The 15,314-nt window shown below is 29.2% G+C and carries 13 protein-coding genes; all 13 read right to left on the reverse strand.

Annotated elements, in window-relative coordinates; all coding sequences use genetic code 11:
* Positions 1–38 precede the first annotated feature (38 nt).
* Positions 39–986 carry a hypothetical protein gene (locus V6624_RS01555; protein ID WP_111285105.1) on the reverse strand — a complete coding sequence of 316 codons (948 nt, stop codon included), beginning with the start codon at positions 984–986 and terminating at the stop codon, positions 39–41.
* 51 nt (positions 987–1,037) lie between these two features.
* Entirely contained in the window at positions 1,038–2,468 is a 1,431-nt protein-coding gene (locus tag V6624_RS01560) for a glycosyltransferase family 2 protein (RefSeq protein ID WP_239455611.1), read from the reverse strand.
* A gap of 98 nt (positions 2,469–2,566) precedes the next feature.
* Positions 2,567–3,721 carry a glycosyltransferase family 4 protein gene (locus V6624_RS01565; protein WP_111285103.1) on the reverse strand — a complete coding sequence of 385 codons (1,155 nt, stop codon included), beginning with the start codon at positions 3,719–3,721 and terminating at the stop codon, positions 2,567–2,569.
* Between the two features lie 33 nt (positions 3,722–3,754).
* Positions 3,755–4,855, reverse strand: coding sequence for an acyltransferase family protein (locus V6624_RS01570; RefSeq protein ID WP_111285102.1), 1,101 nt, complete (start codon positions 4,853–4,855; stop codon positions 3,755–3,757).
* Positions 4,852–5,733 (reverse strand): hypothetical protein, encoded by an 882-nt coding sequence (locus tag V6624_RS01575; RefSeq protein WP_111285101.1) that lies wholly within the window; start codon positions 5,731–5,733, stop codon positions 4,852–4,854. The genes V6624_RS01570 and V6624_RS01575 overlap by 4 nt, the downstream gene beginning before the upstream one ends.
* Positions 5,733–7,166 carry an MBOAT family O-acyltransferase gene (locus tag V6624_RS01580; RefSeq protein WP_111285100.1) on the reverse strand — a complete coding sequence of 478 codons (1,434 nt, stop codon included), beginning with the start codon at positions 7,164–7,166 and terminating at the stop codon, positions 5,733–5,735. Before V6624_RS01580 ends, V6624_RS01575 begins: the two co-directional genes overlap by 1 nt.
* Positions 7,167–7,172: 6 nt before the next feature.
* Positions 7,173–8,570: a UDP-glycosyltransferase gene (locus tag V6624_RS01585; protein WP_111285099.1), complete on the reverse strand. Its 1,398-nt coding sequence runs from the start codon at positions 8,568–8,570 to the stop codon at positions 7,173–7,175.
* Positions 8,571–8,608: 38 nt separating this feature from the next.
* Complete coding sequence (locus V6624_RS01590) at positions 8,609–9,427, reverse strand: polysaccharide pyruvyl transferase family protein (protein ID WP_111285098.1); 819 nt, start codon at positions 9,425–9,427, stop codon at positions 8,609–8,611.
* 5 nt (positions 9,428–9,432) lie between these two features.
* Positions 9,433–10,308 (reverse strand): N-acetylneuraminate synthase family protein, encoded by an 876-nt coding sequence (locus V6624_RS01595; protein WP_111285097.1) that lies wholly within the window; start codon positions 10,306–10,308, stop codon positions 9,433–9,435.
* The gene (locus V6624_RS01600) at positions 10,295–11,461 is read right to left on the reverse strand and encodes an acylneuraminate cytidylyltransferase (protein WP_111285096.1); all 1,167 of its coding nucleotides are present in this window, start codon (positions 11,459–11,461) and stop codon (positions 10,295–10,297) included. Before V6624_RS01600 ends, V6624_RS01595 begins: the two co-directional genes overlap by 14 nt.
* Before the next feature lie 66 nt (positions 11,462–11,527).
* Positions 11,528–13,003, reverse strand: a complete 1,476-nt coding sequence (locus tag V6624_RS01605; protein ID WP_338840684.1) for a hypothetical protein — start codon at positions 13,001–13,003, stop codon at positions 11,528–11,530.
* A 41-nt stretch (positions 13,004–13,044) separates the two neighbouring features.
* A complete protein-coding gene (locus V6624_RS01610) occupies positions 13,045–14,175 on the reverse strand; it encodes a glycosyltransferase (RefSeq protein WP_338840686.1) in 1,131 nt (376 codons plus the stop codon).
* Positions 14,175–15,248 (reverse strand): glycosyltransferase family 2 protein, encoded by a 1,074-nt coding sequence (locus V6624_RS01615; RefSeq protein ID WP_111285093.1) that lies wholly within the window; start codon positions 15,246–15,248, stop codon positions 14,175–14,177. The genes V6624_RS01610 and V6624_RS01615 overlap by 1 nt, the downstream gene beginning before the upstream one ends.
* Positions 15,249–15,314: the final 66 nt, after the last annotated feature.

The following is a 15,314-nucleotide window of genomic DNA, read 5'->3' on the forward strand; positions in this document are numbered from 1 at the left end:
TGTTCTGTATATATCTTCACCATACTCTAGCAGATATTTTAATTCGTTATGCTTTTAAATTCGCCCTCTCCAATTATAGCAGCATATTTTGAAAAACTACTGTAATACATTTGATCAATTGCCACTAAAAATACAAGCTCACTACCTGCTAAATAGTAAAAATCAAGAAATGTTTTAGAATGATAATCAAGATCAGAATTGTTATTTTCTATATGTTTTGGTACTCCGGCCAAAGTCTTATAACTAGTATTAGTTCTAACATAATTTAAAAAAAAATCACTATCAGAAAACACATATATTACCTTGTCAGGATATTGGCTTGTCCTATTATTAATAGCTTTTATAACTTTTTGTGTTAAATCAAATTTTTCCTTTTCACTCAGAATCTTTTTTGTTGAATCTGAAAAATCTCCCATAAGCGTAGTAAATCTAGTATGAAATGCTATCCTAGATTCAGAACTAAGAACATTTAACTTCTCCTGCAGATAGTTTGAGGTTTTAAATAAATTGCTATAATTATTTTTCCAAATAGCTTTTATCTCACTTTCATTTTTAGTAGGGTATAATCCCGCTAAATAATCAACGTTGCAATACACAAAAAATGTTTTTGCTTTTGATCTCTCAAAAATATGAAGAGGTGCAGTAAAATCATTAATTAAATAGACAATCTTAGAAGTGAAAACATTATATTTAAGTTCTTCTTCTTTTATAATCCAATCAACTAAGTTTGGTTCTAAAAAGTTTGTTAATTCAAATGGGTGCGTGAAAAAAATTTTAAACTCAAAATCCAAAATTTTGGAAATTTCATATAAAGATATTATTCCTTTTAATCGATCTACAAGTCCTCCATGTGGTAAATTACCGTCGAAACAAATAATAATTTTTGTTTTTTTTGGTTTACTAGAAAAATCTATTTTTTTAGAATAATATTTTAGTAAAACGAGATGTTTGTAAAAGCGTGCAATTTGCTTTCTTATTAACTTCATATAATTGTTAACTTCTTTAAATTCCTTTGTTTAATAAAAAACTTTGCATTCTTATATTTTTTTACTCCAATCTAAACTAACATTCCATCTTTGTTTAAATGTAGTATAAAATTCAACCCAATTAAAAAGAGATTCTTTTTTGATTGATTTTATAAACAGTCTTAATTTATAACCCTTAATTTGTTTTGGACTCAAATATTTCTGTTTTGTATACATAATTGTTGGAGATGGTTTTGGCTGATATTTTTCATTTGCCCAAGGAAACTGAAGTTTAATTCTAAATCCTCCAAATGGAGCTTTTAAATGTAGAATAGCTGGATCAGGGAAATAGATTACATCAAATCCTTCTTGTCGTAATTGCATTCCGAAATCAAAATCTTCTCCATAGCCAAATTCTAAAGCCATTGTAAAAGAGACATTAATTAAACAGCTTGATTTTACAAAACTATATCCCGAACCAAAAATACTGGTTTGATGAATATCTTTATAAACTAATTTTTCATGTTTTTGCAAACAAGAAGTTGTTACTACTGAAATTCCATACTGCTCTATTTTACAAAAAATATCTTTTATCAAATTTTTGTCGCATCTTATGTCATCATCACTTAGAAATACCCATTCACTAGAAATTTGACTCATAGCCAGATTTCGAGCATTACAAGCTCCTGATTGATGAGTAAATATATGTTTTATACCAAACGGCCATTCTTCTTTAGTTAGATAATCTAATTCACTTATACTCCCCTGAATTGGGTTTTGTTCTACAATAATTACATTATTAGGCAAATGAGTCTGCTGAGAAAGATCTTTAAGAACATCATATAAATACGTTTTTCTGCCAATTGTTGGAATAACAACGTCGATAGTCTTCGAATCTAAAACGATCAATTTTGATTGAACAGGTATTGTAGACAAATCAATATTTCCCTTATTTCGTTTTTTAAATGGTAAAGAATACAACAAAGCAGCTAAGGGAAATCGTTTCTCAAAAATTAAGAGATTAAAAAAAAGTATGAATATCCAGCGTGTACGATAATGCTGTTTTGCAAACTGAAATAAGGTATAAATATTTGCCTTTTCACTTGGAACTGAAATCGTTTTATCTATAACGAGCCTTGGTTCCGAATAGCAAAATAATCCTTTTATGGCTCCCATTTTTGCTAAACTATGCAAAAAATAATCAAAGTCTTTTTTTAGCTTAATTTTATCTTCAAATTGCAAGAGTACTTTCGAACTAATTCCTCCAACGGCACTACTAGTCAACCAAGTTGGATAACTAACATTTTTGTTAACATTTAAAAATATAGATTCATCAATATATCCAATACCATCAGAAAAATATTCTTCACTATCTTTATTGAAAGATGCCATGATTTTGTCATGATGAAAAATTGAATCTAGTGCCTCCCAATTTATGTTGGATTCCATAGTAATATGGATCCAAATTAATCTATCTACTGGAAATTTTTTCGCTAATATCATTAAAGTCGAAGCGATATTTAAAGATCTTTCAAATGGAATTACTTTTCCATCCCTGTAAACTTTTACGACTTTATTATTTTGATGACAAACAACTACCATTAGATTTTCTTATTGATTATCTTTTTATAAAATTCTACATTTTCTTTCACCAGTTTATTGCTATCAAACTGAGATTCTACCCTAATTCTAGCTTTTTCTCCAATTTCCTGACAAAGTGAATTGTTTTTAAGTAACTGAATAATTCGATTTGAATAAAGATCATGATTTGAAGGATAAACCAAATAACCGCTTTCTTCATCTACAATAATCTCTTGTGCCCAACCAATATTACTGTTTACAACCGCTTTTTTCATGGCCATTGATTCTATAGTTACCATTCCTAAGGTTTCTGCAAAAGTTGGAAACACACATATATTTGCTTTCTTTATATAAGTTTGAATTTCATTGTAAGGAATTTTGCCCAAATAGTTTACATTCTTCAAGTCTTCTTCAGTGAACAAATCTTTCATTAGTTCCCATGTTGATTTTGAACCTGTTTTTATATCGAACGAATCTGTACCAATTAAAACTAATTTCGCTTCAGGACTATCATTCCGAACTTTTCTAAAAATTTCAGGTAGTTCTAAAACTCCTTTCTTTCTAATCAGAGTTCCAATATATAGAATCAGATTTTTTTCGAATTCTTTAGGGGTTTGGTTTTCAAAATTATCAAGATCCAGACCGTTATGAATGGTTATGATTTCTTTTTCTTTTATATTAAAAAGTTTTTTTGAAATCTCTCCTGTAAATTTCGTTGGTGAAATAAAAGCTTTTGCTTGATTTATGGCTAATTTTTCAAACCAAAAATTTTTACGTTTCTGCTTTCTATTTTCCAAATGACAAAAATAAGTATCACTTCCGTGAAAACGAATTACTAGAGGCACATCTAAATTCATAAAAGCAGTAATTCCAGTCCAGTCAGGAGCTTCTAGTAATTCAACTTTCTCTTTTTTAATAACTGAATTGACATAATTCTGAATATATTTTCGATGAAAAAACCAACTAAAAAGTTTATAATTTTTATTTTGAATTAAATGAATCGTAACCCCATTTTCTTCCAAAATCTCTTGTTTTTTCTGACCATAAACAAAAACGGTAACTTTAATATTTTCATTACCTAATGCTGTAGTAAGATTTTTTATACTAGTTCCTATTCCAGCTGCATAAGCAACTTGAGGATGAGGAAATTCAGGCGTTAAAAAAGCTATATGCATATTTAATTGTTTTTGAAAAAACAGTTTTTTATTTTAATTATCATTTTCTGTCTTTAGAATAATTCTTTTAGCCAAATTCTGAAACGGGATTTCAATTAAACGATAAGTTAAAGTTGAAATAAGAACTGAAAAAAACAAGATTAATATAAATCGTAAGAGTAAATTAATTAAGCCGTTATTGCAGAAATCAATTAAATGAAACTTAGCTAACCATGCTATAACTATAAAATGTATTATGTAAATACTAAAACTTATTTTACCAATATATCGTATAAATGATTTAGATAAAAAATTAAGTTTTCCTTTACTCAAAAGAAGAGCAAAAACTACGAAGATTATACCGAAGATTATATGATTTAAATATAGAAAATCGAATTTTGATCCAATTTGTAAAGGAAGCAAAATGAAAAAAAAGGCAAGATTTTTAATCTTAACCAATTTTATGTTATCAGGATTTTCAATTAGAAAATATAAAATTATACCTAATGCGAAAATTGGTAATTGACTTGGAAAATAATAAAAAATGAATTCTCTCCACAAATAGGAATCTGAAATAAAACTTACATGCTGGAAAAGCTCCTGTAAAACCAATTTGGCTAATAAAGTAAAGTTTAAAAATATAAACACAGAATTGATGTTTTCTATTCTTTTAAACAAGAAAGGAAACAAAATATAAAAAAACATTTCGACTGTTATGGACCATCCACCTGGAACAAGACTATTAATCCAATAAGGACTTAAACCATGACAATAAAAAAAGTTAGAAATCACATTGCCAATAGTAATATGAGGTTGACTTGCCTGCCAATAAGGAAGATTGTACATTATCCTAAATATATAATATATAATGCCTAAATAATAAATTGGAGCAATTCTAAAAAATCGTCTGATGAAGAAGTTTTTAACTGGATTTTTTTCAATTTTATTTCTTTTCTTATAAGATCGAAACAAAGTAAAAGCACTAGCAATAAAGAAAAGCTGTACACCTCTTGCTCCAAAACTCAGAGATACAGATAACAGATGAGGCAATTTAACCAATCCTTGCTGAGCAGTATGAGTAACTACAACCATTAAAATAGCTATTCCTCTAATAACATCAATATAATCTAACTTTTCTAACTTAATTACATTCATAAACTGAAAAAATCACTTAAAATTTTTGCTGTAAACCTTTTAGCTCCTTCATCTGTCATATGTCCGCAAGACGAAAAATATTTATTTTCTATAACTGTATTTTCATAATTGTGAATTTCTGGATATGCTTTTTTTACTTTGTCAAAATAATTCATTCCAACTACATTTTCACACATTGGAGTCATAACAGCAATAAAATTGATGTTGTTCTTTTTACAAATATTTTTTATCTCTTCATAATATTTATTGCGTGGCAAAGGATTTAGATTGACAATATTGTTTTTCATATTGCCATTTTTGTGTTTTTCCAATGGATAATATCCTAAGTTATCCAAAGCATTTGTTTTTTCATTTACTGCTATTTTGTAAATTTCTCTAAAACCAATTTTAGAATCAAACTTTACATATCTATAAAAAGGAATATAATACAATTCGTTAAAGTTTTCTTCTGTCGAAAAATGATCTTTTATAACTTTTGAGCAATGAATATACGGCAGAAATTTTGTTGCAACTCCTTCGGATTCTTGGTCATTTGAAAGATTTAAATCTGCTTCGAGAATTATATTTTTGATTTCATATTTTCTTTCTATCATCAATTTCAACATTAAAGATGCTTCAAATAAATGTCCGCCACTCATTCCGTAATTAAACGTTTTTAATCCTTTATCTTCAAACATTTGAGAAACAAAATGGTTATTAGCTCTTGAAGAACCTAAAATAACCACATCATACTTCTTTGCTGTAGAATTGAAAACAGTTTCTATTTTTCCACGGTTTTTGGACTGTATAAAAGAATAAGTATACAATCCGTCCAAGAGAACCGCTATCAAAACTGTTAAAAGAAAAACTCCTAATATGTATAATAAAAACTTCTTCATTAAAACTGGAAATAAATAAATTCTTTATAATCAGAATAAGTTCCGAAAGCAATAATTGCCATAATTGCCAGTGCCATTTTCAACCAACTTTTTTTTCCTGAAATTGGTTCTACTTTAGTTTTATTATTCCATTCTACTAAAACAAACAGACTAATCATCAATAATAATTCATAATTATATCGTTCATTATCTAAATACTGAGGGCTAAACTCGCCATTAGTAAATATTCTTTTTAAATATAAAATAGCATCTGTAATAGTTCTTGCTCTAAAAAACACCCAAGCAATACAGGTCAATAAAAATGTGGTTAGAATACTAAATAATACTTTTACAGAATCTAGATTCCATTTTAGAATTATGGAATCCATATTATTTCTATTACTATTTGAAAGTAATAACGGAAGAAAATAAACAGCATTTATGAATCCCCAAACAATGTATGTCCAGTTGGCACCATGCCAAAACCCACTAACGATAAAAATGATGAAGGTATTTCGGATTTTTATCCAAAGTCCTCCTTTGCTTCCACCGAGAGGAATATATAAATAATCTCTAAACCAAGATGAAAGCGAAATATGCCAGCGACGCCAAAACTCGGCTATATCTCTTGAAAAATATGGGTAATTGAAATTTCGTAATAAATCTAAACCAAATAATTTAGATACTCCAAGCGCAATATCTGAATAACCTGAAAAATCGCCATAAATCTGAAAAGCAAAATAAATTGCCCCCATAATTAATGAAAAAGAATTCATTGAAGGGTAATGATCAAAAATAGCATTAGCATATACTGCACAAGTATCTGCAATCACTACTTTTTTTACCAATCCCCAAACAATTTGATAAACTCCCTCTTTTGCTTTTTCAAGATTAAATTCGCGTTTTTCTTTTAGTTCTGGCAGTAAATGTGTCGCTCTTTCTATTGGTCCTGCAACTAAAAGTGGAAAATAGCTCACAAACAGAGAATAATCAATAAAGTTATATTCGGCTTTTATTCTTTTATAATAAATATCAATTACATAAGATAATCCATGGAAAGTATAGAATGAAATCCCAACTGGAAGAATCACATTTAGCAAAAATGGGCTTACTTTGAATCCAAAAGAAGTGAACATTTCTGCAAATGAAGATGCAAAGAAATTATAGTATTTAAAAATTCCTAAAAAGCCTAAGTTGACTGAAATACTAAGCCAGAACCAAAACTTTCTTCCTTTTTCGGAGTTACTTTTTTCGATTTGAATTCCTGTAAAATAATCTAGAAATGTTGAGAAAACTAACAGAAATAAAAATCTCCAATCCCAACAAGAATAGAAATAATAACTTGCTAGAATTAATAAAGCATTTTGTGTGCTCTTGGTTTTATTAAAAACAAACCAATACAGAAAAAAAACAATTGGCAAAAAGATGGCAAATGCCAAAGAGTTAAAAAACATAAATAATTATTTCTTTAAAAGACTATTTATACTTTCCCAGATTTTTTCAGATGCTTTAGTAGGATTTGGCCCAACAATAATCTCGAACCATTTTTTACTCTCTTTTACACTTGAAGTTTTTCCGTCAATAATGTCTTTAACAATAGCTGTTAAATCCTTTTTGTTTCTTACCCACAAAGCGGCCTCTTCAGAAGGTTTCGATCTAAAATGGATGTATTTATAATTTTGTCCAATATCACGAATTCCTTTTTTTAATTGTGGTTGTTCGTAATCAAAAAACAGACAAGATTTATCATGAGCAGAAAAGTCAAAGACCATAGAAGAAGCAATGTTACCTACAAATTCTGTGTATTCACAAATATTTGTCTGTAATGCAAAATCTTCTTTTGTTGGCATAATTTCATTCCAGCTTTGCCCAACAGGACTCCATAATGGATCTATGTTCACAATTACATCCTTGTATTTATTTAAAACCTCATCGTAACGATCAGTAAAATCTACAGGGCATTTTCTATAAATGATTCCTAAAGAATATCCGTTTTGGTTTAACTCTCTTACCGATAATGCTAAATCTTCTAAATAATATTGATCTAAAGGAGAAGTCACGATATCATCTCCAGAATAACAAATGTATTTTGTGTTAAGATCTAGATTATGTGTTGCAAAAAACTCTTCTTTTGATTGTAAAAGAGTTTTATCAAAATGGCTTTCAAATTGAGGGGTTCCAGTAACAAAAATCTGTTCCTCTTTTACATACGGACAGTACATTAAAACCTCTTTTTTCATGTGGTCACTCCACACAAAATAGTAATCTGTTTCTACTAAGGTTGTTGCTTTCGGAAGATTATCCCACGAAAAAATAAAAGTCCCTGTTGGAATTCCTAAATCCTGTGCAGCCAAAATAGAAGCAATCGCTTGAGTTGGGCGCTGATTGGTGCAGAAAACGAAATCAGGTTTGTGTTCTTCCAACTGTTTTTTGCTTTCCTTGTATTTACTTGTTGTACGTTCTCCTTTTTTTATCTGCTCACGGACAAACTTTATACCTTTATCGTTAGAACCAAAAGTCGTTAGAACATCAACCATTATACTTTTTACAGCATTATTTATCCCTTTATAAGATTGCGGAAAATTATAAGTGTTGTAAACTTCTTCATTAAACTTCTTATCAAAAAAATTTAGCTCCATTCTTTTACGCGCACGACTATAAACTATAGTTAATGGATGCACTGATTTTTCCTGAATCTTTAATTCTTTAAAACCTAATTTCTCAGTAATAGAAAATGGCGTATTATTCCAATATGTAATATCAAAATTATTTTTTTTTCCAATTTCTTTAAAAGAGGTTAAGGCAAAATTTCGAAGTCCAACTCCGTCAGGTAAAAAGATAAATATGTTTTTTTTCATTGAAAACAAAAGTCTAAAATATTCTAGCTAATAAGCTTTTATTTGAAGGGACAGACATTCAATAATCCGTCGCATAATTGATCTATAATCTTTCTTTCTGGAAGATTTGGAAGTTCTCCAAAAAGGTTTTCTAGTTCTGAACTAGAGTATTTTTCAAGCCTAATTTCTGGTTTAAAAAATGGCATTTCAACAGATTCAAAATAATCTTGATACTTTACATCATCCCCAAATACCTTATCTGAAAACTTCTGCCAAACTGCTGGAATATTATACGTATGAGCAATAATAACTCCGTGAAGTGAAGATGAAATAATTTTTTCGCATTGAAGAAACTCTACCGTTTTTGTTTCAATATCATTGGTCATCATATCAATTAAAAGTACTTCTGGATTATCTTTAAACCAATCTTGAACTAGCTTGAAATCATTATAATGAGGTACAAAACCATACTTGTATTTTTTATCAATTTTTGGATTAAAATACCTTGGTAATAATAATGCAGGGTCTCCATAAACTTCTGGAACTTCAAAAGAAAGATCTAAAAGATATTTTCTAGTCTGTGGCCCGCGAACGGCAAGAAAAACTGCATTATTTACTTTACTTTTTTGGTCAATTATTCCACTCCCCCAAACAATACATTTATAATTTACATTTGCTAAAATACTTCCCGCAGTGACATAAATTGGAGCAAACCAATCTAAAATGGAAAACTTTTTTGGCCAAGCAAAAACCACTTTTTTCGAAGATATTTTCTCTACAAGATATTTCCCGAGAAGATCCCCATAATTTTCGTTATTTTTTCCTTGAATGATCTTTTCATTCCACCAAAAAAGTCTAATTGTGTTTGAGAAAAACATATAATTTAAACCTTTTTATTTTTTAGTTTATCTCTTTGAACTTGTTCGATTGGCAAAATATCAGCAGATTTAAAAGTTAAAGCTTGATAAACTGCATTTAAATCTCTTGTAAGTTTACGTAAACCCATAGGCTCTAAAGAAGCCGCATGATCGGTACCTTTCCAAGTTCTGTCAATAGTGTAATGCCTTTCAATAATATTAGCTCCTAAAGTATAAGCAGCCATATCTACAGCAATTCCTAAGTGATGTCCTGAAAAACCGATGTGTTTTACCAAGTGACCGTATTTTTGTCTTAAAATATTAATATCCAAAAGACAAACATCTTCAAAAGGAACTGGATAACCAGATGTACAGTTATATAAAACTAAATCTTGGTTTCTCCCTTTTTTAGTGAAAAAATCAACCAGAGTATCTGTTTCATCTTTAGTTGTCATTCCTGTCGAAATATGAATTTCTCCTGAATAATTTTCGCTAAGCCATTCTAGCATTTCGAAGTTATTATTACAAGCAGAAGGAATTTTAATAAAATCTGGATTTAAGGACGCAATCTCTTTTGCTGAAGTCGTATCCCAAACAGATGTTGAATAAGTAATTCCGATTTCATCGCAATACGCTTTTAGTTCTTTATGCTGTTCAACATTGAATTCTAAAAACTCTCTGTGCGCACCATAAGTCTCTCCATATGAATTAGAAAAATTTGGGTGTGGCGCATTATATTGCTCTTCTGTAAGAAGCTCTTTATTATTACGTTTTTGGAATTTTACTGCATCTGCGTTTCCGAAGATTTTTGCAATCTTAATTAATTCTTTTGCTATTTCCATTTCACCTTTATGATTGCATCCAATTTCGGCAATCACGTAAGGTTTTTTAAATTCCTTCATAACGTTTATTGTACTTTAATAAAATTTCACAAGTTTCTCGTATTGCTCCGGCTCCTGATTTATGAGTTAAAACATAATCTGTATTTGCCTTAACAATATCTGTCGCATCTGCAGGAGTAAATGACCAACCAACACTGCAAATATTAGCTAAATCATTTACGTCATCGCCCACATACGAAACGGCGCCAAAACTACTATTTCTCTCTGAAAGAAAATGTGTTAAAAAGGAAAATTTATCTTTTACTCCTAAAAAAGTGTGTTTAATCTGCAATTTCTTCATTCTCTGCGCAACTAATTCAGAATTTTCTGAGGTCATTACGATCACTTCAACGTTATTTTGCCTTAAAATTTCCAATCCCATCCCGTCACGCATATCAAATTTTTTAGCCATTTCTCCATCCTCATCATAATAAACACATCCATCGGTGAAAACGCCATCTACATCTAAAACTAAATAATCTATACGTTGATGCACTTTCTTTTTCTTCTGACGATCTCCTAACAGTTTTTCCAGAATATCCCAATCTGACAAACTATCTATTTCTACCAAAGATTCCTCTGGCATTTTTACTAAACCAATTGAACCGCTTACTCTGTTTTTTGAGTTTAAAAAAGCTTCTTTTGTAGTAACATATACTGCTCCGTTTTCAATAAGCAATCCTTCAAAATCTTGGCGTCTCGGTCTTTTAAAAACATCATAATTACTTGGAGTTCCATCTGCGTTCCAGATAAAGCGATGTGTATTTACGACCGTTAATGCTGATTCTTTTTTATTAACAAGAACTTCATTTAGCGCTGCATTAATATCCTGAGCTTTTGTCATTGGAGAAGTTGCTTGCAATAAACATAACAAGTCAAAATCATTCTTTACAAGCTCTGCAAATTCAAGCATAGCACTTTCTGTTGATGCAGTATCAGAAGCATTTTCATCATTTCTTAAAAGTGTCTTTACTTTTGAAGTCCAAAAATATTCTCTTTTAATATAATCTATAATTTCCTGATCGTCTGTAAAAACGTATACCTCATCAAGCTCAGAAAAAATTGCTTCAGTCAGAACCCATGAAAAAAGTGGGCGTCCGAGCATCTTTTTTTTATTCTTTCCTGGAATTCCTTTTGAGTTCTTACGAAGTGGAATTATGGCGGTTTTTTTCATATAGAATATTTAATGTTCAAAATTAAGCGATTAAAATTTATGCGATTGTCTAATAGGATAAGATTTTTAAATAATATTAAAATCATTGAGCAAAGGATTAAACACTTTATATGTACCATCTACTGATTTTCTCGTTTCTATTTTTCTGATTAAAGTTTGAAAAGAGGTACAAAAATCTAAAGATTCATTATCTATAAAATGAACAAGCTCATTATCTATATATTGCTCATAAATCTCTAATCCAAGTTTATTAATAATTACCGATGGTATATTCATCATTCTAGCTTCAATTAATGCGCCTGAATAATTTGTTACATGAAGAACCGATTCACTTAACACTTTAGGCAAAGGCATTTCAATAGGGCTTTGAATAATTACTTTGTCTTTTATTTTGTTAATTTCAAGGAAATTTTCTAAATCTTCTTTAGCAATAGAATTTCGAGGATGCAATCTAAGTATCCATTGATAATTTATATTTTTTATTACAAAAATTAAATCTGAACCTAACATTTCCTCAATTTTAGAAAGATGTAATGTATAAAGAATTTTATTTGGTTTCGAAAAGTCTTCTTTTCTTTTATTCAACCAATAAGAGACGTAAGGCTGGCCTATTGTTTTTGCTGTAGTATTGCTAGTTTTACTTGCCCATAAGTCTATAGCTTTTTTTGATTCTTCATCCCAAGTCCAGAATTCTTTTACAACGGTATTAAATCCACTTTCAGGAAACTTTGTCCACGAATTAAAAGCCATGTTATTTATTTGGGTGCCATGCTGTAAATCTACAGTTTTAATTTGCATCTCGTTTGCAGAAACAACTGCAGCTGTTAAATCATCCAAACCATAATAACCTAAAAACACAATTTTTTGAGGTTCGATCTTTTTAAACAAAATATTAAAAAATCTTTTTAAAGAATTAATCTTCAAACTCCAGTTTATTAAACTCTCAAGTTCAATTCCAAGCATTTTCAAATCTAAATAATCATAAAACTCTTTATACCCTTCTAGAGCATAAACATTTTCTTTGCTTTTAAATTTGTTAAGCATTTTTATAATCAATCTGTACGCTCCTAGGTATTTTTCTAGATCAATAATTGCCTGCTGATTAAAATTTAAAGGATTTACTTTTCTATATTCTATTACATACACATCTTCTTTCAAATTATGCGCTTCTATCATTGAGTCATAAAAACGATTAAAATATACTCCGTTTTGAAGAACACGGTGAAAGTGAGCACCAAAAAAAACAATTTTTTTCTTTTTTAATCGCAAGAAAAAAAACATTAAAAAATAAAGAAACGAAATTATACTATAACTCTTTTTAATTTTTTCTGTCCATGCATTTTTTTTAGCTGATGCAACATTATTAGAATTATTTCCATTTGCAACAGAAAGCAATTTACTTAAATAGTGTGTATAAATTTTAATCCGAACAAGTGGCCAAATGTGTATTCCATTTACTATCCATCTATCGACAGGCCATTTCTGTTCAATGTCAATAATTATTTTTTTAATCTCTTCTTGAGATTTAATATTTTCATTCATTATAGTTCGAAATATTTAAATGCAAAAAAATTTGCTCATTTTTAAGGAAATATAATGCTATTATATTGCTCCAAAACCTTATTTTTTACGTAATGATATTCTAATCCTTTCAAAAGTTCTTTAGGGTTATAATTGTTTTTTGATACAAATAAAATTCCATCTTCTACTTTTGTTTTGATCTCATCAATATCTTCGCAATTTTCTATTAAAAGACCTTGCATTTCATTTTGTATGATTTCTTGAGTTGCCTTTCCTGGATTTGATTGAATAGGATAAACCTCCATAGAAATTGCTTCCAATAATGTGTTTGGCATTCCATCAGAATTACTGTTACCAATATATAATAAGGATTCCCCCATTAATTTAAAAACCTCTTCGTGATTTATTTTACCAATCGCTTTAAAGTTATTCCATTTTTTCAAGGGAGATTTATTCAAATAATCAAATGTTTCAATATCTGATCCAAAAACGATTATTTTAAAATTCTTAAGTTTATTTTCTAACTTTTCTAATGCTTTAAGTACTGGAATGACTCTTCCCGATCTTCCTTGAAAACCCTTAATGAGAATTGTATTTCTTTCATATTTAGGCATTTTAAATTTCTCTATCTCTTCGAGATCAATTCCACCTGGTCCAGGGAACACCCCTAAAAGCTTACCATTAAAACCGTGTCTTTGTGCGATTTGAAAATCCCTATAACAATCTGTAAAAAGAAAATTAACTCTCGGCAATATTCTTTTAATGTCTTTTAAATAATTAGGTTCATTTTGAAAATAAAACAAATCACTGCCCCAAGAAGAATATATCCATTTTTGACTATTGTATTTTTCCATTATCGAAATAATAGGCGCACACGATAAATATAAAGCAAAACTATGTACTACATCTGGTTGTATTTGTAATAAATATTCTTCAAATTTTTTTGCCGTTTCTTTTTCATTTATTCTTTGAATCTGCCTGTAAATTAATGGAAACTTACTTTTTAGCTGTATCCTCCCAGGAAAATCCCATCTAACTTTCCAATTTGACTTTTGATCAATCCAACTTAATTTTTTATTTTTTCCTCCCATTCCTGTTATGTCAAACCAATATACTTCATGACCCGAATCTTGAAGTTGATTTACCCATCTAAAAAAATGCAGAGATGGAATGGAAACCATTAAAATTTTCATTATGGAAAGTAAATTTTTAAGTTTATTGTATTCTGATTTTGATCAAAAATGTATTCGTAAGGATTATTTTTATAGTCTTTAATGATCTCCAACAAAATCATATCATTAATTGCTTTCATTGTCCAAAAAGTCTTATATTTTTTTCTCAAAGTCTTCTTTGTCAATTCCACTATTTTACTTTTAAATGATACATCTTTAATTTTTATCCAAATCACTTTATGAGTAAAATTAGGAAACTGAGACAATAGCGCATTGAGCTTTATTTTTTCAGAATCAATTTCAATGGTATAATCTGGTGCATTTGACAATTTTAAATAGAAATCTTCTACTGGCATAACTCCCCACTCATTATTTATATTTGCTTTTATTACTTTTATTTCATCAGTAAAATGAATATAAGAGTGGTTAATTTTTTCTAAATTAAAATGATAAGGATCTTTGCTTTGGTTGGTTCTATAATATTTGGGATGCCATTGATGCTTCAAAAGAGTCTCTTTGTTAAAGAAAACCACCTCAATACCCAAATTACGTAGTCGAATATGCGTATCAGTATCTTCGGCTCCCCAACCATGATAAAATTCATCGTAACCATTAATTTCCTTTAGTAAACTAGTTGGATACAATGTCATTCCAGTCGCTTCAATTCCTGAAACAAATTCAATATTAGAATTGTCAAAATCCTTATTCTGTTTAGTTTCTTCTTGGCTTAAAAAGCCAACTTGAAAATAAGTTATAACGTTTTCATTTTTAAGCTGATAAAGTCTTTTCACAAAGTCATTATGAAAAATCATATCAATATCAGCGACAAAGAAAAATTCTGTTTTACATTTCTTTAAAGCGATATTGATCGCTCTAGCTTTGTTCCATAATTGATATGAAACTGGGCAAGAAACAAATTGTATTTTAGGATATTTTAAAATTAATTGTTCTAAATTTAAAAGGTATTCTCTATTAGAGCCATAATCCATAAAAAACAATTCGAAATCATTTCGCGATTGTTGCGCTAAAGAATCCAAGCATTTTTTCACAATACTTAGATCCCGATTACGATTGGTTAGAACTATCGATATCATTTATAGTTTTTTAAAACTTGATCTAACTTCATATCAGAAACTTTATTTTTCAGAATAATCTTTTGG

Origin of the sequence: Flavobacterium ginsenosidimutans (genome assembly GCF_037478105.1) — a bacterium.
GTDB lineage: Bacteria > Bacteroidota > Bacteroidia > Flavobacteriales > Flavobacteriaceae > Flavobacterium > Flavobacterium ginsenosidimutans.